This is a genomic window from Streptomyces sp. CNZ287, assembly GCF_007827615.1.
This window is the reverse complement of record NZ_VISV01000002.1, coordinates 715,940-738,493: the sequence shown is the minus strand read 5'-3', so window position 1 is coordinate 738,493 and position 22,554 is coordinate 715,940. Positions and strand designations below refer to the sequence as shown.

Annotated in this window: 25 protein-coding genes; 12 read left to right on the top strand and 13 right to left on the bottom strand. The window is 74.2% G+C overall.

Features of this window, described 5'->3' with window-relative positions; all coding sequences use genetic code 11:
- The first annotated feature begins 29 nt into the window (after positions 1-29).
- Positions 30-1,091, top strand: coding sequence for a LacI family DNA-binding transcriptional regulator (locus tag FB457_RS07430; RefSeq protein WP_145781246.1), 1,062 nt, complete (start codon positions 30-32; stop codon positions 1,089-1,091).
- 46 nt (positions 1,092-1,137) lie between these two features.
- Here the strand turns inward: FB457_RS07430 and FB457_RS07425 are convergent, their stop codons facing one another.
- Positions 1,138-2,013: a hypothetical protein gene (locus FB457_RS07425; protein ID WP_145781245.1), complete on the bottom strand. Its 876-nt coding sequence runs from the start codon at positions 2,011-2,013 to the stop codon at positions 1,138-1,140.
- A gap of 257 nt (positions 2,014-2,270) precedes the next feature.
- Here FB457_RS07425 and FB457_RS07420 point away from each other — a divergent pair, with 257 nt between their 5' ends.
- Positions 2,271-2,453, top strand: coding sequence for a hypothetical protein (locus FB457_RS07420; protein WP_047014311.1), 183 nt, complete (start codon positions 2,271-2,273; stop codon positions 2,451-2,453).
- Between the two features lie 21 nt (positions 2,454-2,474).
- On the opposite strand, the gene FB457_RS35135 is transcribed toward FB457_RS07420, so the two are convergent.
- From FB457_RS35135 to FB457_RS07400, 5 genes are all read right to left on the bottom strand, one after another.
- A complete protein-coding gene (locus FB457_RS35135; RefSeq protein ID WP_047014312.1) occupies positions 2,475-2,645 on the bottom strand; it encodes a hypothetical protein in 171 nt (56 codons plus the stop codon).
- A gap of 119 nt (positions 2,646-2,764) precedes the next feature.
- Positions 2,765-3,700, bottom strand: coding sequence for a cytochrome c oxidase assembly protein (locus FB457_RS07415; protein ID WP_047014313.1), 936 nt, complete (start codon positions 3,698-3,700; stop codon positions 2,765-2,767).
- Between the two features lie 108 nt (positions 3,701-3,808).
- On the bottom strand, positions 3,809-4,537 hold the full coding sequence (locus tag FB457_RS07410) for a type 1 glutamine amidotransferase (RefSeq protein WP_047014314.1): 729 nt from the start codon (positions 4,535-4,537) through the stop codon (positions 3,809-3,811).
- Positions 4,538-4,565: 28 nt separating this feature from the next.
- The gene (locus tag FB457_RS07405; RefSeq protein WP_047014315.1) at positions 4,566-5,804 is read right to left on the bottom strand and encodes a MurT ligase domain-containing protein; all 1,239 of its coding nucleotides are present in this window, start codon (positions 5,802-5,804) and stop codon (positions 4,566-4,568) included.
- Between the two features lie 180 nt (positions 5,805-5,984).
- Positions 5,985-6,659: a TetR/AcrR family transcriptional regulator gene (locus FB457_RS07400; RefSeq protein WP_047014316.1), complete on the bottom strand. Its 675-nt coding sequence runs from the start codon at positions 6,657-6,659 to the stop codon at positions 5,985-5,987.
- A 157-nt stretch (positions 6,660-6,816) separates the two neighbouring features.
- On the opposite strand from FB457_RS07400, the gene FB457_RS07395 reads away from it, so the two are divergent.
- The 5 genes from FB457_RS07395 (at position 6,817) to FB457_RS07375 (ending at position 12,547) form a co-directional block, all read left to right on the top strand.
- A complete protein-coding gene (locus tag FB457_RS07395; protein WP_047014317.1) occupies positions 6,817-8,043 on the top strand; it encodes an acyl-CoA dehydrogenase family protein in 1,227 nt (408 codons plus the stop codon).
- Between the two features lie 86 nt (positions 8,044-8,129).
- A complete protein-coding gene (locus FB457_RS07390) occupies positions 8,130-8,837 on the top strand; it encodes a lysophospholipid acyltransferase family protein (RefSeq protein WP_047014318.1) in 708 nt (235 codons plus the stop codon).
- Positions 8,838-8,859: 22 nt separating this feature from the next.
- On the top strand, positions 8,860-9,801 hold the full coding sequence (locus tag FB457_RS07385) for a TIGR02452 family protein (RefSeq protein ID WP_145781243.1): 942 nt from the start codon (positions 8,860-8,862) through the stop codon (positions 9,799-9,801).
- Between the two features lie 170 nt (positions 9,802-9,971).
- Entirely contained in the window at positions 9,972-11,354 is a 1,383-nt protein-coding gene (locus FB457_RS07380; protein ID WP_486588949.1) for an MFS transporter, read from the top strand.
- Entirely contained in the window at positions 11,351-12,547 is a 1,197-nt protein-coding gene (locus tag FB457_RS07375) for an FAD-dependent monooxygenase (protein WP_145781242.1), read from the top strand. Before FB457_RS07380 ends, FB457_RS07375 begins: the two co-directional genes overlap by 4 nt.
- Positions 12,548-12,550: 3 nt before the next feature.
- Here the strand turns inward: FB457_RS07375 and FB457_RS07370 are convergent, their stop codons facing one another.
- The 5 genes from FB457_RS07370 to FB457_RS07350 form a co-directional block, all read right to left on the bottom strand.
- A complete protein-coding gene (locus FB457_RS07370) occupies positions 12,551-13,243 on the bottom strand; it encodes a response regulator transcription factor (protein WP_047014320.1) in 693 nt (230 codons plus the stop codon).
- Positions 13,240-14,538, bottom strand: a complete 1,299-nt coding sequence (locus FB457_RS07365) for a histidine kinase (protein ID WP_145781240.1) — start codon at positions 14,536-14,538, stop codon at positions 13,240-13,242. The genes FB457_RS07370 and FB457_RS07365 overlap by 4 nt, the downstream gene beginning before the upstream one ends.
- 5 nt (positions 14,539-14,543) lie before the next feature.
- Positions 14,544-16,778 carry an MMPL family transporter gene (locus FB457_RS07360; protein WP_145781238.1) on the bottom strand — a complete coding sequence of 745 codons (2,235 nt, stop codon included), beginning with the start codon at positions 16,776-16,778 and terminating at the stop codon, positions 14,544-14,546.
- Between the two features lie 192 nt (positions 16,779-16,970).
- The gene (locus FB457_RS07355; RefSeq protein WP_145781237.1) at positions 16,971-17,489 is read right to left on the bottom strand and encodes a cupin domain-containing protein; all 519 of its coding nucleotides are present in this window, start codon (positions 17,487-17,489) and stop codon (positions 16,971-16,973) included.
- Between the two features lie 129 nt (positions 17,490-17,618).
- Positions 17,619-18,176, bottom strand: a complete 558-nt coding sequence (locus FB457_RS07350; RefSeq protein WP_486588948.1) for an RNA polymerase sigma factor — start codon at positions 18,174-18,176, stop codon at positions 17,619-17,621.
- A gap of 24 nt (positions 18,177-18,200) precedes the next feature.
- Here FB457_RS07350 and FB457_RS07345 point away from each other — a divergent pair, with 24 nt between their 5' ends.
- Positions 18,201-18,779: an MFS transporter gene (locus FB457_RS07345; RefSeq protein WP_486588947.1), complete on the top strand. Its 579-nt coding sequence runs from the start codon at positions 18,201-18,203 to the stop codon at positions 18,777-18,779.
- 52 nt (positions 18,780-18,831) lie between these two features.
- Here FB457_RS07345 and FB457_RS07340 read toward each other — a convergent pair whose 3' ends face one another.
- On the bottom strand, positions 18,832-19,140 hold the full coding sequence (locus FB457_RS07340; RefSeq protein ID WP_047014324.1) for a type II toxin-antitoxin system Phd/YefM family antitoxin: 309 nt from the start codon (positions 19,138-19,140) through the stop codon (positions 18,832-18,834).
- Positions 19,141-19,222: 82 nt separating this feature from the next.
- Here FB457_RS07340 and FB457_RS07335 point away from each other — a divergent pair, with 82 nt between their 5' ends.
- From FB457_RS07335 to FB457_RS07320, 4 genes are all read left to right on the top strand, one after another.
- On the top strand, positions 19,223-19,858 hold the full coding sequence (locus FB457_RS07335) for an ATP-dependent Clp protease proteolytic subunit (protein WP_047014325.1): 636 nt from the start codon (positions 19,223-19,225) through the stop codon (positions 19,856-19,858).
- 6 nt (positions 19,859-19,864) lie between these two features.
- Entirely contained in the window at positions 19,865-20,188 is a 324-nt protein-coding gene (locus FB457_RS07330) for a hypothetical protein (RefSeq protein WP_047014326.1), read from the top strand.
- A 77-nt stretch (positions 20,189-20,265) separates the two neighbouring features.
- Positions 20,266-20,967 carry a GNAT family N-acetyltransferase gene (locus tag FB457_RS07325; RefSeq protein ID WP_078898108.1) on the top strand — a complete coding sequence of 234 codons (702 nt, stop codon included), beginning with the start codon at positions 20,266-20,268 and terminating at the stop codon, positions 20,965-20,967.
- Between the two features lie 29 nt (positions 20,968-20,996).
- On the top strand, positions 20,997-21,569 hold the full coding sequence (locus FB457_RS07320) for a DUF6328 family protein (protein ID WP_145781235.1): 573 nt from the start codon (positions 20,997-20,999) through the stop codon (positions 21,567-21,569).
- A 3-nt stretch (positions 21,570-21,572) separates the two neighbouring features.
- Here FB457_RS07320 and FB457_RS07315 read toward each other — a convergent pair whose 3' ends face one another.
- Positions 21,573-22,523 (bottom strand): serine/threonine dehydratase, encoded by a 951-nt coding sequence (locus tag FB457_RS07315; RefSeq protein ID WP_047014328.1) that lies wholly within the window; start codon positions 22,521-22,523, stop codon positions 21,573-21,575.
- Positions 22,524-22,554 lie beyond the last annotated feature (31 nt).

Below are 22,554 nucleotides of genomic sequence, written 5' to 3'. Positions count from 1 at the left end.
GCGGCGGGTGGCGGGGCTACCATCCCGCCATGAGTGGTGCTGGAGTCCAGTTCGACGGAGAGGCCCCCGCGGCCGCCGAGGAGCCGCAGGCCACCGCTACGCTGGCCGCGATCGCGGAGGCCGCCGGCGTGTCGGCGTCGACAGTTTCGAAGGTCCTCAACGGCCGCTCCGACGTCTCCCCCGGCACCCGCGCCCGGGTCCAGGACCTGCTGCGCGAGCACGGCTACCGGCGCCGCGGCGGCGGCGCCCGCCAGGCCCCGCTGCTCGACCTGGTCTTCCACGAGCTGGAGAGCGCGTGGGCGATGGAGGTCATCAGGGGCGTGGAGAACGTCGCCAGGGCGGAGCGGCTCGGCGTGGTGCTCTCGGAGAGCGCGGGGCGGCTGACGCCGGGGCAGACGTGGGTGGAGGACGTGCTCGCGCGCCGGCCCGCGGGCGTCGTCCTGGTGCTGTCGGACCTCTCCTCGGACCAGCGCGCGCAGTTCACCGGCCGCGGCATCCCGTTCGCGGTGCTGGACCCGGCGGGCGACCTCGCCGAGGATGTGCCGTCCATCGGGGCCACCAACTGGCAGGGCGGCCTGGCCGCCACCCGCCACCTGGTGGGCCTGGGCCACCGCAGGATCGGCGTCGTCGGCGGGCCGCCGGAGATGATGTGCAGCCGGGCCCGTATCGACGGCTACCGCGCGGCGCTGGGCGTCGCCGGGCTGCCGGTGGACCCCGAACTGATCCGGGAGGGCGACTTCCACCACGAGGCGGGCTACGCTGCCGGGCGCGAGCTGCTCGCCCTGCGCGACCGCCCCACCGCGGTCTTCACCGGCAACGACCTCCAGGCCCTCGGCCTGTACGAGGCCGCCCGCGAGCTGGGCCTGCGCATCCCCGACGACCTCAGCGTCGTCGGCTTCGACGACCTTCCCATAGCCCGCTGGATCGGCCCGCCGCTGACGACCGTACGGCAGCCGCTGACGGAGATGGCCGAGGCGGCGGCCCGGCTGGTGCTCGACATCGGCCGCGGCCACGAGCCGGTGACGCGCCGCGTCGAGCTGGCGACGAGCCTCGTCACCCGCAACAGCACGGCCCCGCCGCCCGGGCGCTGACGGAACCCCCAGGGCACCGAAACTTTCGAACGAGCGAGCCCGGCTCTCACCGCCGCCCGGCGGGCTTCGCGGTCTCCCGCCCGCGGTCGGCGCCGGGGTCGTGCAGGGCGGCAGGCACCGGGCCGGGGCGTACGACGGGCGCCGGCCTGCGGCGCCCCGGGCTGGCCGCGAGCGTGTAGCCGACGAGCACGCCGACCGACAGGACTGCGAGCCGACCCGCGGCCGGCGGGCTGTCGGGCGGCGGGTCGTAGCCCCCGTCCTCCAGCCCCGCCGCCTGCTCGAAGTGGTTGTACGCGCCGGGGAAGAACACCTCGTCCGCCGCGTACAGCGCGGGAAACGCGGCCGGTCCCGCGAGCAGCGACCCCAGCGCCCACTGGTCGGAGTGGCGCGCCTCGTGCTCCGACAGCTTCCGCATCCGCGGCGACTGCGTCTCGGCCCTCTGGTCGGTGAGGAAGACGGTCCCGTACATCGTGCCCGCGCGGGCGAACCCGTCGTCGAGGATGACCGCGGTGGTGCCGTTCGCCGCGCAGTGGTAGATCTCGCCGCCCTCCCCTGCCGCGTACAGCAACGCCGCGCCGGAGACGGGGGCGTTGAGGACCGTACGGGCCGTCTGCCACACCCCGCCGCCCTCTCCCGGCGCCGCGCACGGCCGTATCTGGCCGCCGGACCCGAGCACGGCGAAGGCGCACGCGAGCACCGCCTGCACCACCGTGCCCCACACGACGATCAGCACCCGCCGACGCGACGGACGCGCACCGCGCAGCGTGCCGACGACCGCGAGGAGCAGCCCCGCGAGCCCGCCGCAGATCAGGCAGGCCGCCCACCACACCGCTCTGCGCTCGACCGGCCGCGGCGGAACCCGCCGGTCGGCCGGGACCGGCAGGGAGGTGGGTCGCTCCAGAGTCGCTGTGCCGGCCGCCATCCGTCACCCCTGTCTCACACCGACGCACTGGGCTCTGCGCGCCGCCGCGGACCGGACCACAGCCGAACCCCGCCGCCGCGCGGCGGGGTTCGGCAACCTGAGTCGTTGCATGCAGTCGCAGACACGTCCTCAGATTACGGTACCGTAACGAATTGACGTCGAACTGGCCTCGAATTCCAGCCGCTTCCGTCGGGAAGGGTGTGAATGGCTGTAGGCGGGATCCGCCAGGTGATCGCGTACGGAACGGAAGGGTGCCGATGGGCGACGAGGACGAGCAGGAGCCCGCGACGACGGCCGGGCCCGCCGCCACCGGCGCGGCCGGACCCGAGGGCGGGGAGTCCGTCTGCTGGCTGGAACGCGTCTGCCCGGAGTGCGGGCGGCTCGCCGACACCGCACCCCCGGTCCGCTGCACCCGCTGCGGCACCCTGCTCACCGGCTGACGCGGGCCGCGGTGCTGCCGCCTATCTCCAGGAGCCGCCGGTCAGCACCACGCCGAGGGCGGCCAGCCCGAGGATGACCCAGCCGAACCAGAGCCATCCGCTGCTGCCCACCGACACCGTGTACGCCGTGATCACCACGAGACCGGCCACGGTACTCACGACCATGGTCTTCGCAGAACCGGGCTTGGCCATGCCGCCTCCACCAGCCGTCAGCCGACGGCCGTCCCCGCGCGACCGCATGCAACCTTCTCCCCATGGTCCCTCGCCGGGGGGCGGTGCGGTAGTCGGAAGAGCGGCGGGTATCCGCGCGGCTACTGTTCGCGAGCCTGGAGCGAGGCCAGATAGGCGTTGTACGCGGCCAGCTCCTGGTCCCCGTCGCGGTCCGCGGTGCGGTCGCTGCGCTTGGCGCGGCGCTGCTCGGAGTTGTACCACTGGTAGACCAGCGCGATGAGGACGAGCACCGACGGGATCTCGCTGAAGGCCCAGGCGATGCCGCCGGCGGCCTGCTGGTCGTCCAGGGCGTCGATGCCGAGGGACGCGGGCGGGTTGCTGTAGACGTCCACCATGGGCTCGCTGCCCATCATCAGCGCGATGCCGAAGAAGGCGTGGAACGGCATCCCCGCGAAGAGCGTCAGCATCCGCATCACGTGCGTGGGCCGGTTCGGCCCCGGGTCGACGCCCATGATCGGCCAGAAGAAGACCAGCCCCACGGCCAGGAAGTGGATCATCATCCCGACATGCCCGGCCCTGCTCTCCATGAGCGTGTCGAAGAGCGGGGTGAAGTACAGCGCGTACAGGCTCGCGATGAAGAGCGGGATCGTGAACACGGGGTGCGTGATCACCATCAGATAGCGGCTGTGCAGCACCGAGACCACCGCGGAGCGCGGGCGGCCCGTCGGCAGGGCGCGCAGCAGCAGCGTCACGGGGGCGCCGAGGAGCAGCAGGATCGGCGAGAGCATGCTGATCACCATGTGCTGCACCATGTGCACGCTGAACATGACCATGCCGTAGTCGTTCAGGCCCGTGCACATGACGAGGACGATGGTCAGCACGCCGACGGCGAACGCGACGGTCCGCCCGATCGGCCAGTCGTCGCCGCGGCGGCGCAGCCGGAAGACCCCGTACCCGTAGAGGGCGAGGGCCGCGAGGGAGCCGATGAGGAAGACCGGCTCGCCGGTCCACTCCAGCCCGCGCCCCAGGGTGAACGGCGGAAGGTCCAGGTGGCCGCCGTGCCCGCCGTGGTCCATGTCGGTGCTGCTCCTTGTGCCGGTGATGCCCTCACTCAGGCTAGACCCGGCCCGTTCCGCCTCTGCGCCGGGGTATCCCGGCGGGTGGGCCGGGGTACCCCGGCGGGGTCAGCGGGAGGCGCTGGCGGCGGCGATGCGCTCGTTGCGCAGGGCCTCGTACCAGCGGTCGTCGACCGGCGGCAGGCCCGGGGACTCCAGCGCCAGCCGGATCAGCAGGTCGGCGATCTGCGGGTTGCGGGCGAGCACAGGGCCGTGCATGTACGTGCCGAAGACGTTGCCGTTCCACGCGCCCTCGGTGCCGTCGCCGGTGCCGTTGCCGTGGCCGAAGCGGACCCGGGCGAGCGGCTTGGCGGTCGGGCCGAGGTGCGTGACGCCCTGGTGGTTCTCGAAGCCGGTGAGCTGGGGGAGGCCGAGCTGCGGGTCGATGTCGGCGAGCACGTCGCCGACGCAGCGGCCGGCCTGGCCGCGGCCGCTGGTGACGTCGAGCAGGCCGAGGCCCGGCTCCTGCCGGTCGAGGTCGTTGATGAACTCGTGGCCGAGGATCTGGTAACCGGCGCAGACGGAGAAGATGATCGCGCCGTTGCCCGCGGCCCGGTTGAGGCCGCCGTCACGGCGCAGCCGCTCGGCGGCGAGCCGCTGCGGGCGGTCCTCGCCGCCGCCGATGAGGTAGATGTCGGCGGAGGCGGGCACGGGCTGGTCGGAGCGGACGTCGACGCGCGTGACGTCGTAGCCGCGCTGCCGCGCGCGGCGCTCGACGACGAGGGCGTTGCCCTGGTCTCCGTAGGTGGACAGCAGGTCGGGGTAGACCCAGACGAGGCGCAGGCTGGTGTCGTTCATGCGGTGGCTCCTTGGCGTCTCGTACGGGTCAGTTGCCGACGCGGCGGCGCAGGTCCTGGAACGCGGTGTAGTTGGCGATGACCTCGATCCGGCCGGGCGGCGCGGCGGCCACGGCCTCGTCGACGTGCTCGCACACCCGGAAGCTCTGGTTCGCCACCTCGAGACGGACGGCGAGGTCGAGCTTGCGGTCGCCGATGACGTACAGCGGGTGCCCGGTCAGCCGGGTGTAGTCGACGTCCCACAGCCAGGAGGTGTCCGTGCCGTCGGCGCCGCGGGCGTTGACGGAGAGGACCACGGGGGTGGGCGGGGGGTCGATGAGGGAGAAGGTCTCCAGCCAGCCGGCCGGGTTCTTCGCCAGCAGCAGCCGCAGGTCGCGGCCGCCGAACTGCACCGTGTCGTACCGCCCGGCGACGGCGGTGACCTCCCACATCCGCTCCAGCGCCGTCTGCGGGTGCACGCCGAAGGCGGCGGCCACGGCGGCGGCCGTGGTGGCGTTGGCCCGGTTGGCCCGGCCGGGGAGCTGGAGGCGGATCGGCCAGGCGGCGCCGTGCGGGTCGAGCACGTGCTCGCCGGAGAGCGCCCAACTGGGTACGGGGCGGCGGAAGCCGCACTCGGCGCACAGCCAGTCCTCGCCGGGGCGCTGGAGGACGCCGCCGCAGGAGGGGCAGGACCAGGCGTCGTCCTTCCACTCCTGACCGACGGCGACCCAGACGACGTTCGGGCTGGAGGAGGCGGCCCAGACCACGAGGGGGTCGTCGGCGTTGGCGACGACGAGGGCCTTGTTGCCGGCGAGGCCCTCGCGCCAGCGCTCGGCGAGCATGCGGGTCTCGGCGGCGCGGTCGAGCTGGTCGCGGGAGAGGTTGAGCAGCGCGATGGCCTTTGGCGTGACGTCGCGGGCGACGCCGGCCAGGTACTTCTCGTCGACCTCGATGACGCCGTAGCGGGCGTCGGAGCCGCCGGCGAGCGCCGAGGTGATGCCGGCGGGCATGTTGGCGCCGAGGGCGTTGGAGACGACGGGACCGGAGGCGCGCAGGGCCTCGGCGATCAGCCTGGTGGTGGTCGTCTTGCCGTTGGTGGCGGAGACGAGGACGACGTCGAGGTGGCCGGCGAGCCGGCCGAGCAGGTCGGGGTCCAGCCTGAGCGCGACCTTGCCGCCGATCACGGAGCCGCTGCCCTTGCCCGCGGCGCGGGACACCGCTGCTGCCGCCCTGCCCGCCGTGACGGCCAGCTTGGACCGTGGCGACAGCGGTTCCGTGTTGCCTGCCATCGTCGTAGCTCCTCCTCGCGTGCCCGTGCGTGGTACGCCGCGGTGCTCCGGTGTGCTTCGTCCGCTGCCCGGCCTGCGGCGCGGCGCGGTAGCGGCCAGCCTACCGAGATCCGCGCCCGGCCCCGAATCGCGGCACGTCGCGGCGGTCGGGGGCCGGTGCCGCAGCGGCCCTGGAGGCCCCTACAGGCCGGGGCCGCCGGCCTTGTCCGCGGCGGCGGCGAGCCGGCCCCAGAGCAGATCGGCGAGGCTCTGCACCAATTCCGCGCGGGTGCACGGCCGTTCATGCAGCCACCAGTCGCCGGCGGCGTGCATCATGCCGACGATGCCGTGGCCCCAGGCGCGGGCGATCACCGCGCCGCCGGGGCCGAAGTCGATGCGGTCGGCTATGACCTGGGCCAGCTCCTCGCCCAGCCGGCGGAGCAGCGGCGCGGAGTGGCGGCCGACCTCGAAGCCGCGCTCGCCGGCCTCGGGGGAGGCGGCCGGCTCGGGGATCTCGGCGGCGCCGCCGTCGGCGGGGTGCATGAGGAAGCGGTAGACCTGCGGGCGCGCCTCGATGGCGGAGAGGTACGTGTCGAGGGTGGCCTCGACGCGCTCGCGCCGGCCGGTGGGGGCGTCGAGAGCGGCGCGCAGGGCGGCGAGGAGGGCGTCGGTGTGGCGTACGGCGAGCGCGCGGTAGAGGCCGCCCTTGTCGCCGAAGTGGCGGTAGAGGATGGGCTTGGTGATGCCGGCCTCGGCGGCGATCGCGTTCATCGAGGCGCCGGGTCCCTCGCGCAGGACCACCCGGTCCGCGGCTTCGAGCAGTTCGCGGCGCCGGTCCTCGGCCGCCTGCTCCTTCTCGCCGCGCCGGTTGTCCATGGAGACCGCTCCCCTGCTGGTCGATGCCCGAATGCCTGCGCAACCTAGCACCCCCGTGACGGGGCCCCCGCGGGCGTACGGGAGTTGACATGGTCTACTCGTGGGTAACACACTTACGTTACCGACGGTAACGAATTGCCAAGGCTGCGGAGGCGCCATGTCTGAGTTCACGTTCGAGCTCAACGAGGACCAGAGGTCCGTCCAGGAGTGGGTGCACGGCTTCGCCGCCGACGTCATCCGCCCCGCCGCCGCCGAGTGGGATGAGCGCGAGGAGACCCCCTGGCCGGTGATCCAGGAGGCGGCCAAGATCGGCCTGTACTCCCTGGACTTCTACGCCCAGCAGTACTTCGACCCCACCGGGCTGAGCATCCCGATGGTCATGGAGGAGCTGTTCTGGGGCGACGCGGGCATCGCCCTGTCGATCGTCGGCACGGGCCTCGCCGCCGTCGGCGTGCTGGCCAACGGCACCGAGGAGCAGATCGGCACCTGGATCCCGCAGATGTACGGCGACGTCGACAACGTCCAACTCGCCGCCTTCTGCTCCTCCGAGCCGGACGCAGGCTCCGACGTCTCCGCGATGCGCACCCGCGCCGTCTACGACGAGGCCAAGGACGAGTGGGTGCTCAACGGCACCAAGACCTGGGCCACCAACGGCGGCATCGCCGCCGTGCACGTCGTCGTCGCCGTCGTCGACCCGGAGCTGGGCACCAAGGGGCACGCTTCGTTCATCGTCCCGCCGGGCACGCCGGGTCTGTCGCAGGGCCAGAAGTTCAAGAAGCACGGCATCCGCGCCTCGCACACCGCCGAGGTGGTGCTGGAGGACGTGCGCGTGCCCGGCTCGTGCCTGCTCGGCGGCCGGGACAGGCTCCAGGAGCGGCTGGCCAGGGCGCGCGAGCGGGCGAAGTCCGGCGGCGAGCGGGTCAAGAACGCCGCGATGGCCACCTTCGAGGCGTCCCGCCCCGCGGTGGGCGCGCAGGCGGTGGGCATCGCGCGCGCGGCGTACGAGACGGCGCTGGAGTACGCCAAGACGCGGGTCCAGTTCGGCCGCCCGATCATCGACAACCAGGGCGTCGCCTTCCAGCTCGCCGACATGCGCACCCAGATCGACGCCGCCCGGCTGCTGGTCTGGCGGGCGTCCTGGATGGCCAGCGCGGGCAAGGGTTTCACCTCGGCCGAGGGCTCGATGTCGAAGCTGTACGCGGGCGAGGTGGCCAAGGACGTCACCGCGCGGGCGATGCAGATCCTCGGCGGCAACGGCTTCACCCGCGAGTACCCGGTGGAGCGGATGCACCGCGACGCCGCCATCTACACGATCTTCGAGGGCACGAGCGAGATCCAGCGGCTGGTGATCGCCCGGACCCTGGCGGGTGTCCCGATCCGCTGACTTCGGCCGCCCCTCTCCCCCCGGCGGGCGGCGCGCGGCTACTCTGCGAGCGCACGACGACCGACCGGGGGAAAGGCGAGGCCGCGGTGTTCTACCACCTGCTGAAGTACCTGTTCTTCGGGCCGCTGCTGCGGCCGCTGTTCCGGCCGCGGATCGAGGGCCTGGAGCACATTCCGGAGGAGGGGGCGGCGATCGTCGCGGGCAACCACCTGTCGTTCGCGGACCACTTCCTCATGCCCGTGATGCTGAAACGGCGCATCACCTTCCTCGCCAAGGCCGAGTACTTCAACGGCCCCGGCCTCAAGGGGCGGCTGACGGCCGGGTTCTTCCACAGCATCGGCCAGATCCCGGTCGACCGCCGGGGCCGCAAGGCGGCGCAGGCCGCCATCGAAGAGGGCCTGGCCGTGCTCGCCAAGGGCGAGCTGCTGGGCATCTACCCGGAGGGCACGCGCTCGCACGACGGCCGGCTGTACAAGGGCCGGGTCGGGGTGGCGGCGATGGCGCTGCGGGCGGGCGTGCCGGTCATCCCGTGCGCGATGATCGGCACCCGCGAAGTCCAACCGCCCGGGCAGAAACTCCCCAGCCTCGGCCGGGTCACGATCCGCTTCGGCGAGCCGCTGGAGTTCTCCCGGTACGAGGGGATGGAGGACCACAAGGCCGTGCTGCGGGCCGTCACCGACGAGATCATGTACGCGATCCTCAGCATGTCGGACCAGGAGTACGTCGACCGCTACGCCCAAGAGGTCAAGGCCGAGCAGGAGGCCGCGAAGAAGAAGCCGCCGGCCGCGGCCTGAGGGACGCCCCCGCGGAAACCCGGTGGTCGCGGCCCGGCCCCGGTGCGTACCGTCCTGGCATGACGAGGACAGCGGACCGCGCCGCCCCGGCGGCCTGCGGCACGGTACGGACCGGCCGCGGCGGTGCCCGGTGAGCGCACGGCTGCGCGAAGTGGCGCGCGACAACGAACGGATCCTCGCCGCCGGCGGATACGAGGCCGCGGGCCGGTGGGTGCCGCTGGGCGAGGCCGCCGCGAGGGCCGCGGACGGCACCCGGATGCACGGTCCCGGGCCGGTCGAGGGCGCCGGCGGCGCCCCCGCTGGCGGGCCGCGGGACACGCCCGCCGAGGTCACCGCCGAGACCTCGCTGGCCGCCGCGCGGCGGCTGGCCGGTGAAGGGGCCGACCGCGTCGGCGTGCTCAACTTCTCCTCCGCCCGCAACCCCGGCGGCGGCTACGTCAACGGCGCCCGCGCGCAGGAGGAGGAGCTGTGCCGGGCCTCCGCGCTCTACCCGGCGCTGCTGCGGGCCCCGGAGTTCTACGCCGCCCACCGCGCCGACCGCAGCCCCTTCTACACCCACCGCGTCATCCACTCCCCCGCCGTCCCGGTCTTCCGCGACGACGCCGGCGCGCTCCTCCCCGAGCCGTACGCCGTGGACTTCCTCACCTCCCCCGCCCCCAACGCGGGCGTCATCGCCCAGCGCACGCCGGAGGAGACGGACCGGATCCCCGCCGCGCTGGCGGGGCGCGCGGAGCGGGTGCTGGAGGTGGCGGCCGTCGCGGGGGTGACGGCGCTGGTGCTGGGCGCGTGGGGCTGCGGGGTGTTCCGCAACGATCCGGCGCAGGTGGCGGCGGCGTTCCGTACGCACCTGGAACCCGGCGGACGCTTCGCGGGGCGGTTCCCGCGGCTGGTGTTCGCCGTCTGGGACCGGCAGCCGCGGTCGGCCAACAGGGCCGCGTTCGAGGCGGCGTTCGGCGCCGGCTGAGCGCCCGGGCCGTGGTGCGTGGGGACCAGGACGCGCAGCGGGCTGGTCCGGGGGCACCAGGGGAAACCGGTGACGCCTGACGATGCCCCGCGGGGCGCCGGAAGGAAGTGTGGAAAGCGCGCCCAAACCGCGCTTCCTCCCTTCCCCACGGTCTCTGGAGTGATCCACAGGTGGCGGTTCCCCCTGCCCGTATCGGGTGGCTGCCGATCGGCGCCCTCGGCTTACTGGCCCTGGCCCTCGGCACCCTGCAGTCGGTGGTGGAGCCCGCGCTCCCGCTGCTGCAACGGGAGTTGGGGGTCGGCCCCTCCGAAGGGGCGCTGGTCGCCAACACGTTGCTCGTCACCGGCGCGGTCGTCACCCCCGTCGCGGGCAAGCTCGGCGACCGCTACGGCGGGAAGCGGGTGCTGCTCGGCCTGATGGCCCTGGTGTCGGCCGGCGGTCTGCTGGCGGGTCTGGCGCCGAACCTGCCGGTGCTGCTGCTGGGCCAGGTGCTCCAGGGCGTCATGGTCGGCGCGCTGCCGCTCTCGTTCATCCTCGTACGCACCCACCTCCCGGCGGCGCAGTCGCAGGCCGCCATCGGCTTCGTCATCGCGCTCTTCACCGGCGGCGGCATCGCCGGCACGATGCTCGCCGGGCCGGTCGCGGACGCCCTGTCGTGGCAGTGGATGTTCCTGCTGCCGACGATCGCGGTCGTCGCGACGACGCCGGCCGTGGCCCGGCTGCTGCCGCACGATCCGCCGACCGCCTCGGGCGAACGGATCGACTGGCCCGGAGTCACGCTGCTGAGCGGCACGTTGCTCGCCTTCATGATCGGGCTCGTGTCGGTGGCGCGGCACAGCCTGCCGCCGTACGCGATCGGCGCCCTCGCCGTGCTCGTGGTCGTCCTCGCCACCGGGTGGGTCGCCGTGGAGCGCCGGGCGGTCTCGCCGATGGTCGACCTGCGCATGCTGGCGAGGCCCGTCATGTGGCAGGCGTGCCTGCTCACTTTCGTCATCACCAGCAGCCTCGGGATGGTGGTCTTCCTGCTGCCGCAGTTGTTCGCGCTGCCGGCAAGCGGGTACGGCTTCGGGGCCGACACCACCGGCATCGGCTGGTACCTGCTGCCCGGCGCTGTCGCCGGGGCGGTGAGCGACTCCGTCGGCGGGCTCGCGGCGCGGCGGTTCGGGCCGCGAGCCGTGGTCCTCGCGGGCGCCGTCGTCACCGCGGCGACGATGACCGCACTCGCCGCGCTGCATTCGTCGGCGTGGCACCTCGTCCTCGCGAAGGTGCTGACGGCCTTCGCCGCGGGGGTCGGCACCACGGCGCTGGTCGCCCACACCGCGGCGGCCGTCGACCCACGGGACACCGGCATCGCCACCGGTCTGCTCGTGGTGACGCGGGTGATCGGCGTCGCGCTGGGCGCCCAGATCGCCGGCGCGATTCTCGACGCCGGCGCCGACCCCGCGGGTCTGCCGGCCGAGTCGGCGTTCACCACGGGATTCGCCGTCGCCGGGGTCGTCGCCGCGCTGTCGCTGCTCGCTGTCCGTATCACGAAGAAGGGAGCCCGCATATGAGCACGAACGGGAAGCGCACGGTGCTGATCTCCGGCGCGAGTGTGTCAGGACCCGCGCTGGCCTACTGGCTGCACCGGGCCGGATTCGCCGTCACGGTGGTGGAGAGGGCCGCCGCGCTGCGGGCCGGCGGCTATCCGGTCGACGTCCGCGGTACGGCGGTCGAGGTGGTGCGGCGGATGGGCATCCTCCCGCACCTGCGGGAGGCGCACATCGACGCGCGCCGCTTCACCTTCCTCGACGCCGACGGCGGCGAGGTGGCCGCGGTCCGCGCACGGGCCGTCACCGGCGATGCGGAGGGCAGGGACCTGGAGGTACGCCGCGGGGATCTGGCCGCACGCCTGTACGCGCTCGTCCGGGACGACGTGGAGTTCCGCTTCGGCGACTCCGCCGAGCGCCTGGACCAGTCCGGCGGCGGCGCCGACGTGACGTTCCGCAGCGGGCTGCGGCGGACGTACGACCTGGTGATCGGCGCGGACGGCATGCACTCGCGCACCCGGGAGGCGCTGTTCGGCCCCGAGAAGCGGTTCCACCGCTATCTCGGCTACTGGTTCGCCCTCTTCACCATGCCGAACGCCTTCGGGCTCGCCCGCGAGGTGGTGATGTGGAACGCCCCGGGGAGGGCCGCCGCCCTCTACGCGGTCGGCGCGCACGACGACCTGCACGCCTTGCTCACCTTCCACCGGCCGCACCCGCCGCCCGACGGTCTCCGGCACCCGGACGCCCAGCGGGAGCTGGTCGCCGAAGCCTTCGCGGGCGCGGGCTGGGAGGTCCCGGCGATCGTCGGGGCCCTGCGCGCCGCGGACGACCCGTTCTTCGACACCGCCGGGCAGATCCGGATGCCGCGCTGGTCCCGCGGCCGGGTCGCGCTCGTCGGCGACGCGGCGTACGCGCCCTCGTTCCTGACGGGACAGGGCACCAGCCTGGCGCTGGCCGGCGCGTACGTGCTCGCCCACGCGCTGGCCGCGCACCCCGATCACGTGCGGGCGTTCGCCGCCTACGAGCGCGGCCTGCGCGACTTCGTCGCCGCGAACCAGGCGCTGGTCGACGTCGGCGGCGCCACGCTCTTCCCCACCACGGCCCGCGCCCTGGAACGCCGCAACGCCGCGCTGCGCGGCCTCGGCACGATGCCGGCCGCGCCCCCGCGTCCCGCCCATGCGGCCCTGACGCTGCCGGAGTTCGCGGTGCGGCCGTGACGCTCACGCCGGGCGGTCGCCGTCGCCACCGGGCGTGGCCCGCACCAGGCCCGTGCGGTACGCGATGACGACGAGCTGGGCCCGGTCGCGGGCCTCCAGCTTCGTCATCGCGCGCTGCACGTGGGCGCGGACGGTGAAGGGGCTGAGGAACATCCGCTCGGCGATCTCCTGGTTGGACAGGCCGGTGGCGACCAGCGCCACCATCTCGCGTTCCCGCGGGGTGAGCACGGCGAGCCGTTCCGGGTGGTGCCGCGGGGCGTCGTCCGGGGTGGCGAGGAAGCGGGCGACCAGCGAGCGGGTCGCGGCGGGCGACAGCAGGGTGTCGCCCGCGGCGATCGTACGGACGGCGTCCACCAGTTCCTCGGCCCCGATGCCCTTGCCGATGAAGCCGCCGGCCCCCGCGCGCAGCGCCTGCGCCACGTACTCGTCCGTCTCGTACGTGGTGAGGATCAGGATGCGGCTACCGCGCAGCTCCGGGTCCGCAGCGATCTCCGACGTGGCGGTGAGGCCGTCGACGTCGGGCATGCGGATGTCCATCACCACCACGTCCGGGCGCAGTTCGCGGGTGAGGTGCACGGCCTCCCTTCCGTCGGCGGCCTCGCCGACCACGGTGATGTCGTCGGCGGTGTCGAGGAGCATCCGGAACGCACCGCGCAGCAGCGCCTGGTCGTCGGCGAGCAGCACCCGTAGCGTCACTGCGCCTCTCCCGTCTCTTCGGTCTCTTCTGCGTCGACTGCCGCGTCGTCGGTCTCGTCGCCTTCCTCGTCGGCGCCCGTTCCGCCCGCCGTGTCCCTGACCGCCGGGAGGGGCAGTTCGGTGGAGACGAGGAAGCCGCCCTCGGGACGGCTGCCCGCGGAGAGGTGCCCCCCGACCGCGGTGGCGCGTTCGCGCATCCCGATCAGACCGTAGCCGGGCTGGCGTTCGGGCGCGGCGGCGTCCGGCGCCGTACGGGCGCCGTGGCCGTCGTCGGCGACGGTGAGGTTCAGGCGGTCGCGGTTCCAGACGAGGTGCACCCGCGCACTGCCGGTGCCGGCGTGCTTGGTCACGTTGGTCAGGGCCTCCTGGACGATGCGGTACGCGGTGAGGTCCACCCCCGGCGGCAGCGGCCTGGCCGTGCCCTCCTGCTCCAGTGACACCTCCAGACCCGCGCGGCCGAAGGAGTCGAGGAGCGTCGGCAGCCGGGACAGCCCGGGCGCCGGTTCCGCGGGCTCGGCCGCGTCCCCGGCCTGGCGCAGCAGCCCGACCGTGGCACGCAGGTCGTCGAGCGCGTCGCTGGTGGTCCTCACCAGCTCCGTGAGGCTCTTGCGGGTCTGCTCGGGGCGGGAGTCGAAGAGGTGGGCCGCGACCGTGGCCTGCGCATGGGCCAGGGTGATCTGGTGGGCCACGAGGTCGTGCAGCTCGCGGGCGATCCGCAGCCGCTCCTCGGCCACGCGGCGGCGCGCCTCGCTCTCCCGGCTCTTCTCCGCCCGCCTGGCCCGCTCCTCCACGGCCGCCAGGTAGGCCCGCCGGTTGCGCGCCGAGTGCCCGAGTACGCCCGCCACCATCGGGAACGCCGCCACCGAGCCCATCCGGCTCGCGTCCTGCCAGGACAGCTCCTCGAACCAGGGGGTGGTGGCGAGCAGCAGCGCCGCGGACGCGAGCGACACCACGATCGCGGCGCGCCGTTCGGTACGGGCGTGGAGCGCGTACGCGTAGGCGGCGATCACGGCGGGGGCCGTGATCGGCGGGCTCAGCAGGAGGCCCAGCGGCGGGACCAGCAACCCGGCCGCGGTGGTGGCCGCCAGGGCAGCCATTGGCGCCCTGTGCCGTACGGGCAGCACGGCACAGGACGCCACGGCGATGAGGTAGGCGGCGGCGGGCGGCGCGGTCAGCGTGTCATCGACCTGCACCACGCCGCCGAGCAGGCAGAGCGTGAACGCCGTCGCCGTGACCGCCGCGTCCCGCCACCACGTACGGCGAGGTCGCCGGCCGCCGTCGCCCGGGTTCGTCATGCCGGTCAGTACCGGCCGGCGGGGAGCCGCGGCACCGACCCGCTCACCGGAGCGGGGGCCCGCCCGCTCAGCGCCTCGCCCTCGATGTCCACGTTCGGCAGCACGCGGTTCAGGATACGAGGCAGCCACCAGGCCCGGTGGCCGAGCAGCGCCAGGACCGCGGGCACGATCGCCATCCGGACCACGAAGGCGTCGAAGGCGACGGCGGCGGCCAGGCCCACGCCCATCGTCTGGATGGTAGGGCTGCTCATCCCGACGAATCCCGCGAACACGCTGATCATGATGATCGCCGCGGCGGCCACCACCCGGCCGCTGTGCCGGAACCCGTGGACGATCGCCTCAGCGGGGGACGCGCCGTGGACGTAGGTCTCCCGCATCCGGGTGAGGAGGAAGACCTCGTAGTCCATGGCGAGGCCGAAGACGATGCCGATGATGAGGATCGGCATCAGCGACATGACGGGGCCCGTCTGCTCGATGCCGAGCAGGTCCGCCCCCCAGCCCCACTGGAAGACGGCGACGAGGACGCCGAAGGCGGCGCCGACCGACAGCAGGAAGCCGAGGGCGGCCTTGAGCGGGACCAGGATCGAGCGGAAGACCACCGTCAGCAGCAGCACCGCCAGGCCGATGACCACCGTCAGATACGGCAGCAGCGCGTCCGACATGGCTGCCGAGATGTCGATGTTCATCGCGGTGGTGCCGGTGACCAGGACGTCCACACCCGTGTCGGCCTCGACGCCGGCGGCCTCGTCCCGGATCGAGTTCACCAGGTCCTTGGTCTCGCCGCTGTTCGGCGCGGTCTCCGGGACGGCGGTGAAGAGGGCCGTCTCCCCGGCCTCGTCGAGTACCGGGTCGCCGACCGACGCGACGCCGTCCAGCTCCCGTACGGTCTCCGCGACCCGCCCGGTGGCGGCCTCGGTGTCCACGGCCTCCGACGTGTCGACGACCACGGTCAACGGGCCGTTGAAGCCGGGGCCGAAGCCCTCCGACAGCAGGTCGTAGGCGCGCCGCTGGGTGGTCTCGACCGACTTGGACTCGTCCCCCGGCAGCCCGAGTTCGAGGCCCAGCGCCGGTACGGCGACGGCGCCGAGGCCGAGTCCCGCGACCAGCAGCACGGCCACGGGGCGCCGCAGGACGAAGCGCGCCCAGCGGACGCCGAGACCGGGCCGGCCCGATGCGGGAGGCACCGCGTGCGGGCGCTCGCCGGCCCGCCGGGCGGCCTTGCGGGCGGCCCGGGACAGCACCCGCCGGCCGGCGAAGCCGAGCATCGCGGGCACCAGGGTGAGCGCGACGAGCACGGCGAGCGCCACGGCGCCCGCGCCCCCCATGCCCATCTTGGTGAGTTCGGGGATGCCGACGACGCCCAGGCCGACCAGGGCGATGAAGACCGTCGCGCCGGCGAAGACCACGGCGGACCCGGCCGTGCCCACCGCCCGGCCGGCGGCCTCCTCCGGCTCGCTGCCGCGGGCGAGTTCGTCGCGGAACCGGGAGGTGATGAAGAGCGCGTAGTCGATGCCGACCGCCAGCCCCAGCATCAGCGCCAGGATGGCGACGGTGGAGGTGAGGCCCAGCGGCACGGCAAGCGCGGAGACCAGCCCGAAGGCGATGGCCACACCCGCGAACGCGGTCAGCAGGGACAGCCCGGCGGCGACCAGCGAGCCGAGGGCGAGGACCAGCACCACCGCGGCCACCGCCACGCCGATGATCTCCGTCGTCCCGCCCGGCTCCTCCTCCGCGTCCAGCGCGGAACCGCCGGTCTCCACGGTCAGCCCGGCGTCCCTGGCCTGGTCCGCGGCGTCCTCCAGGGCGCTCTTCGCCGACCCGGTCAGGTCCACGGCGTCCGCGGTGTAGGTGATCGTGGAGTAGGCGATGGTGCCGTCCTTGCTGACGTCACCCGCCTCGTACGGGTCGGTGGCGGACGCGACCTGGCCACCGCCCGCCAGCGAGCCGAGCGCGTCCGCGACGGCCGCCTTGTGCTCCTGGGCCGTCACCCGCTGCCCGTCCGGCGCCCGGAACACCAGGCGGGCCTCGGCGCCCTGCGCGTTGCTCTCGGGGAAGCGCTCGTCGAGCAGGTCGAACGCCTCCTGCGACTCGGTGCCGGGCATGGAGAGGTCCTCTTCCTCCCCGGCCGGCGCCGCCGCGGCGGCGACCCCGGCCAGCACCAGGGCGACCAGCCAGGTGCCGCCGACCAGCCGGCGCCGCCGGAAGGCCCACCGCCCGATCCGGTACAGAAAAGTGGCCACTTCTCGATCACTCCAGACACCCGTAGGAAGGGGGAAACCGCGGGGATCCCGCGCCTTACCCACACTCCCGTCCGGCGGCTGCCGGGACATCGTCCGCCGTGGCCGTTCTCGTCTGGTGCGCCGGGACCAGACGGCGGCGTCGCCTGGTGCCTGCGCACCACGGACCGTGCCCGGGCCGGGGTCACCCCGCGGTTACTCCGCGTCGTGCTCGAAGTCCTCCACGAAGAAGCTGTCGTGCCGGATACGGAACCGCTTCAGCTCCTCGCCGCCGCGCCGCGACATCTCCGCGACCCGCTCGAAGTACTCCTCGCGCGGGGCTCCCGGAGAGAAGAGCATGAGCACGCGAACGGGGTCGTCGGTGGCGTTCCTGAAGGCGTGCAGCCCGCCGACGGGCACGTACAGGAAGTCCCCGCCGCGCCCCGTCACCCACCTGTCGCCGTCGTACAGCTCCAGCTCGCCGGAGACCACGTAGAAGGACTCCGACATGGCCTTGTGGAAGTGCGTCTTCGCCCCGGGCGAGCGCGGGCCGAGCTGCACGTCGTACAGCCCGAACTCGCCGCCCGTCGACTCCTCGGTGGCGAGATAGCGGGTGAAGCCGCCGGGCGAGGTGAGGTCCGGCGGGCTGCCGGCCGGCCGGAACGTGGCGTTCACCTCGCCCCGCTCACCGTGGTAGCGGGGCTCGGGGTAGACGAGGTCTTCGGGGTACGACATGGGTGCGCTCCTTCCGGCGGCTTCTCCGGCATCGTTTCCCTGGCGCCGCCCGGGCGGCATCGGGCAACCGGACGGTCTTCGCCGGGCCCCCGGCCGAGGCCCGCGGACCTACGCCGCGGACGTGGCACGTCACTTCTGCTCCGCGCTGAGCCGGTCGGCGCGGCGGGTCAGGTAGTCGCGCTCGGGCAGGCTCGCGGTGCGCCGCGCCGCCTCGCGGAAGGCCCGGACGGCGGCCCGCGCCTCGCCCGCGTCCTGAAGCAGGTGGGCGCGTACGGCGAACCACCGGTGGTGGTCGCCCAGTTCGCCGGCCAGTTCCTCGCAGGCGGTCAGGCCGGCCCGGGGGCCCGCGACCATGGCCAGGGCGACGACGCGGCCGAGCCGCGCCATCGGACTGGGGTCGAGCCGCTCCAGGAGGTCGTAGAGCCCGAGGATCTGCGGCCAGTCGGTGTCCTGCGCGAGCTCCGCCTCGTCGTGGACGGCGGCGATCGCCGCCTGGAGCTGGTACGGCCCGGTCGGCGGGCGCGGCAGGACCTCGGTGAGGATCGCGATGCCCTCGTCGATCAGCTCCCGCCGCCACAGCCCGCGGTCCTGCGCCTCCAGGGGCACCAGCCTGCCGTCGCCGTCGAGCCGCACCGGGCGGCGGGCGTACCGGCGGCGGAGGAAACCGCGTCCGACCAGGCCCGGCACGCGTTCGCGCCGCGGGTCCTGGCCGTGCTGGGCCTGTGCTTCCTGGTCTTCGCGTCCACGTACGCCGCGCTCACCTACATCGTGCCGTTCCTCGCGGACGCCACCGGCGTCTCCGGGGCGGCGGCGGGGACATTCCTGCTGGCATACGGCGCCGCCACGGCCGTCGGCTCCTTCGGCGGCAGCCGGTTCGCCGACCGGAACGCCGCGGGAACGCTGGTGGCGGGAACCGCGGGCTGCGCCCTCACCCTGCTGGCCCTCTGCGTCCTCGGCGCGCACCCGGTCGTCGTGGCCGTGGCGATGCTGGCATGGGGCCTCTCCGTCTTCGGCATGGCACCATCACTGCAGTACCGCGTCGTCAGCCTGGCAGGACCCGGCGGCGGTCTCGCGCAGTCGCTGCCGGCCTCCGCGATCAACACCGGCATCGCCTTCGGGTCGTTCGCGGACGGCGCGGCGATCGACCGCTTCTCGGTCCAGGCCGCGTTCCACACCGCGCTGGGCATCGCGGCGGCGGCCTTCGCGGTCGCCGCGGCCACCCGCCGCCTCGCCCCGTCGCCGGCCGCGGAGCCCAACGGGTCCACCCTGGCCTCGCAGCACGAGAGTTGACGCGTCTGCTCCCCCAGGCACGGGGGCACGTGGACGTGCGGTCCTCCTGCGGCTAGGCGGGGCCCTCCCCGCTCGCACGAGTGCCGGGGGCGCGGTGTTCGGCGGCGATGCCGAAGCGGCGTTCGCCCGTGGCAGATCCGGCGGGGTGGGCGGTGTGGACGCCGGAGACGGTGGTGATGACCTGCTCCTCGGCGGGCGGGTTCTCCAACTCGTCCAGTTTTTCCAGGTCGGCGGCGGAAACGAGGGCTACGAGGGGCCGGCCGTGACGCGTGACCACGACCCGCTCGCCGCCGTATACCACGCGGTTGATCAAGTCGGCCAGTTCTGCGCGGGCTTGCGTCACCGGAATTTCGTACGCCATGCTCCCAGCATAACCGGATGTACGTCCTGTACATTTTGCACCGAGGATCATGAAACCCAGAGAGGGAGAGGTGCCCACGGCCATGGACAGCCCCACGGCGCGCTACGTGCTGCCGGAGTTCACCGAGCGGACGAGCAGCGGGGTGCGCACGCAGGATCCGTACTCGAAGCTGCTGGAGGAGCGGATCGTCTTCCTCGGCACACAGGTCGACGACACGTCGGCGAACGACGTGATGGCCCAGCTCATGCATCTGGAGCACGCCGCCCCCGACCAGGACATCTCGCTGTACATCAACTCGCCCGGCGGCTCGTTCACGGCGATGACGGCCATCTACGACACCATGCAGTTCGTCACCAGCGACATCGAGACCGTCTGCCTCGGGCAGGCCGCCTCCGCCGCCGCCGTGCTGCTGGCCGCCGGCACCCCCGGCAAGCGGTACGTGCTGCCCGGCGCGCGCGTGCTCATCCACCAGCCGTCGTTCGCCGAACCGGTGGAGGGGCAGGCGAGCGACCTGGAGATCCACGCCCGGGAGCTGCTGCGGCACCGCGCGCTGCTGGAGGAGCTGCTCGCCAGGCATTCCGGGACGCCGATCGAGCAGATCCGCGAGGACATCGAGCGCGACAAGATCCTCGACGCCGAGCAGGCCATCGCCTACGGGCTGGCCGACCGGATGACCGAGAGCCGCAAGGGCACGCGCACCGCACACTACGGGAGGTGAGCGACCGTGCTGCCGCCAGAACTGCCGCCGCTGCCCGCGCTCACGCGCGCGGAGTCGGAGGTGATCGACCGCTATCTGGACGCCGTCGACCAGTTGGGCAGGATCAACCCGGCGCGCGGCACGGACACGTATACCGGCCTGCGCGCCGCGCAGGCGCTGGTGAGCACCGCGGTCGGGCTGCGGGACGCGCTGGCGCTCATGCACGAGCGGCGCGAGACGCAGATCCACGCGGCGACCATGGCGCGTGCGCTGCGGGTGCTCGACGGGGAGCGGCGCACCCGGCTGGTGGCGGTGCCGCCCGGGCCGCAGGGCCCCGGCGGGGCGCCGTGACGGGCGGGCGGGGCGGGCGGCGTACGGCCGGATAGGTTGGCCGCGTTCCGCCCGCCGCCCATCGAGAGCGAGCCGCCATGCCTCCACAGCCCGTCGATCCCGCACCGCTGACGACGCCCGGGTACGGAACCGGCGGCCCCGACGGCGGCCGGCTCGCCGCGCTGCTGGCCGCGGCCGCCCGCGGCGACTTCCCGCCGCCGGACGGCGCGGTCACCGTCCTCCCGCAGCCGTCGCCGCGGGACGCGGGCGTCCTCGCCCTCACCGGCAGCCACGTCGTCTTCGCCGACGCCGATCCGGCGTGGATACGCGGCCTGCTGCCCGCGGGCGACCTGTCCGCGCCGCTCAACCCGCCGTTCCTCAGCGCCCTCAGCGCCCGCCTGGGCCGGACCGTGAACAACATCGACGCCCTGCTGGTCGCCGACCCCCTGCCGGGCCCGCCGCCGCTGCCCCTCGCGCCCGACGCCGACGGCACCCACCCCCGGCTGCGCCGCGCCCTGCGTCACCGCGACGGCGTACGCGCCTGGACCGTCCCCGGCGCCACCGTGCTGCTGGGCCGCGGCGTCGCCGGGCGCTGGGAGGCCGCCGTGGAGGTCGGGCCGGAGGCACAGGGGCGCGGGCTGGGGCGGCGGCTGGCGGCGGCGGCCCGGCACCTGGTCCCGCCGGGCGAGCCGCTGTGGGCGCAGGTGGCCCCGGGCAACGCGGCGAGCGTACGGGCGTTCCTGGCCGCCGGGTTCCGGCCGGCGGGCGCGGAGGCGCTGCTGATGGTAGACGAGGAGTAGAACGGGCGGAGCGGGCAACCGGGAAGGGCATGGACCGAGACCGGAACGACGACGAGCACGGCACGGCGGCGCCTGCCGCGCGGGCGCCGGATACGGCTGCGGATGCGGCGTACGCGCGCCATGAGACCGCGCTGGAGCGGGACGACCGCAACTTCGTGGAGTTGCTCCAGGAGCTGCGGGTGACGCAGACGGGCGTACAGATCCTCTTCGCTTTCCTGCTGACCCTCGCCTTCACCCAGCGCTTCACCGAGCTGGACTCGCTGCAGCGCGGCACGTACGTGACGACCCTGCTGCTCTCCGTGGCCGCGGCGGTGCTGCTCACCGCGCCCGCGGCCGTGCACCGGGGGCTGTTCCGGCGGAACGTGAAGCGCCGGATCGTCGACGTCTCCTCGCGGCTGGCGGCCGCGGGTCTCGGCGTGCTGGCGTTCGCGCTGTCCGGGGCCGTCCTGCTCGTGGTGGACGTCGTCCTGGGGCGCCCGGCCGGGGTCGCGGCGGGCGCGTCGGTGCTGGTGTTCATCGCGGGCCTGTGGGCGGCGCTGCCGTGGGGCCTGAGCAGGAGCATCGCCGCACGTAGGGCGAGGCGGGACGGTAGGGGGCGCTGAGCGTCAGAGCGCGCCGGGGTCGGTGTTGGCGCCGCAGAGCACGACGGCCACCCGCTCCCCCGCGCGCGGTTTGTACGCGCCCGTGGTCAGCGCCGCGAGCGCCGTACCCGCGGCGTGCTCGACGACGAGCCGGTGCTCGTCCCACAGCCGCCGCCGGGCCGCCGCGATGTCGGCGTCCGCGACGAGCACCGAGGTGCTGCCAGGACGCCGCGCCCAGGCCAGCGCCTCGCCCGACACGCGGGAGGCGCCCAGGGAGTCCGCGGCGATCGAGTCGACCGGGACGTCCACCACCTCCCCGGCCGCGAGCGCCGCGTTGAGCGCGCGGCAGTTCTCCGGCTCGACGGCGACGACGCCGATCCCCTGCCGCGCGGCGGCCGCCGCCACGCCCGCGTACAGCCCGCCGCCGCCGACCGCGACGACGACGGTGTCGACCCCGCCGGGCACCGCCGCGGCGATCTCCGGCAGCAGCGTCCCGGCTCCGGCGGAGATCAGCGGGTGGTCGTAGGCGTGCGAGACGAGCGCGCCGGTCTCGGCGGCCATCGCGCGCGACGCGGCCAGCGCCTCGCCGTACGTGCGGCCCGTCAGCCGTACGTCGGCGCCGAGGCCGCGCAGCCGCTCGACCTTGAACTCCGGTGCGGTGGCGGGCAGGAAGACGTGTGCGGGGACGCCGTGCCGGGCGGCGGCCCAGGCACAGGCCAGGCCGGCGTTGCCGCCGGAGGCGATGAGCACGCCGGCGTCCGGCATGGTGCCGGCGGCGGCGTGGGCGGCGGTGAAGTTCAGCGCGCCGCGCGCCTTGAAAGAGCCGGTGTGCTGGAGGAACTCGAGGGCGAACCACACCTCGGCGTCCGGTACCACCCCGGCGCCCGCGGGCGCGACGGCGACCGGGCGGACCCCTCCCGCGATGCGCTGCGCGGCGGCGTGGACGTCCTCGTGGCTGATGGGCTGGTCGGTCATGCCTCCAGGGTGGACCAGCGGCGTGCGCGGC

Bases quoted from the DNA above. Each gene is read 5' to 3' on its own strand.
- FB457_RS07430 (WP_145781246.1), top strand. From the start codon at position 30: ATGAGTGGTGCTGGAGTCCAGTTCGACGGAGAGGCCCCCGCGGCCGCC.
- FB457_RS07425 (WP_145781245.1), bottom strand. From the start codon at position 2,013: ATGGCGGCCGGCACAGCGACTCTGGAGCGACCCACCTCCCTGCCGGTC.
- FB457_RS07420 (WP_047014311.1), top strand. From the start codon at position 2,271: ATGGGCGACGAGGACGAGCAGGAGCCCGCGACGACGGCCGGGCCCGCC.
- FB457_RS35135 (WP_047014312.1), bottom strand. From the start codon at position 2,645: ATGGCCAAGCCCGGTTCTGCGAAGACCATGGTCGTGAGTACCGTGGCC.
- FB457_RS07415 (WP_047014313.1), bottom strand. From the start codon at position 3,700: ATGGACCACGGCGGGCACGGCGGCCACCTGGACCTTCCGCCGTTCACC.
- FB457_RS07410 (WP_047014314.1), bottom strand. From the start codon at position 4,537: ATGAACGACACCAGCCTGCGCCTCGTCTGGGTCTACCCCGACCTGCTG.
- FB457_RS07405 (WP_047014315.1), bottom strand. From the start codon at position 5,804: ATGGCAGGCAACACGGAACCGCTGTCGCCACGGTCCAAGCTGGCCGTC.
- FB457_RS07400 (WP_047014316.1), bottom strand. From the start codon at position 6,659: ATGGACAACCGGCGCGGCGAGAAGGAGCAGGCGGCCGAGGACCGGCGC.
- FB457_RS07395 (WP_047014317.1), top strand. From the start codon at position 6,817: ATGTCTGAGTTCACGTTCGAGCTCAACGAGGACCAGAGGTCCGTCCAG.
- FB457_RS07375 (WP_145781242.1), top strand. From the start codon at position 11,351: ATGAGCACGAACGGGAAGCGCACGGTGCTGATCTCCGGCGCGAGTGTG.
- FB457_RS07365 (WP_145781240.1), bottom strand. From the start codon at position 14,538: ATGACGAACCCGGGCGACGGCGGCCGGCGACCTCGCCGTACGTGGTGG.
- FB457_RS07355 (WP_145781237.1), bottom strand. From the start codon at position 17,489: ATGTCGTACCCCGAAGACCTCGTCTACCCCGAGCCCCGCTACCACGGT.
- FB457_RS07340 (WP_047014324.1), bottom strand. From the start codon at position 19,140: ATGGCGTACGAAATTCCGGTGACGCAAGCCCGCGCAGAACTGGCCGAC.
- FB457_RS07335 (WP_047014325.1), top strand. From the start codon at position 19,223: ATGGACAGCCCCACGGCGCGCTACGTGCTGCCGGAGTTCACCGAGCGG.
- FB457_RS07325 (WP_078898108.1), top strand. From the start codon at position 20,266: ATGCCTCCACAGCCCGTCGATCCCGCACCGCTGACGACGCCCGGGTAC.
- FB457_RS07320 (WP_145781235.1), top strand. From the start codon at position 20,997: ATGGACCGAGACCGGAACGACGACGAGCACGGCACGGCGGCGCCTGCC.
- FB457_RS07315 (WP_047014328.1), bottom strand. From the start codon at position 22,523: ATGACCGACCAGCCCATCAGCCACGAGGACGTCCACGCCGCCGCGCAG.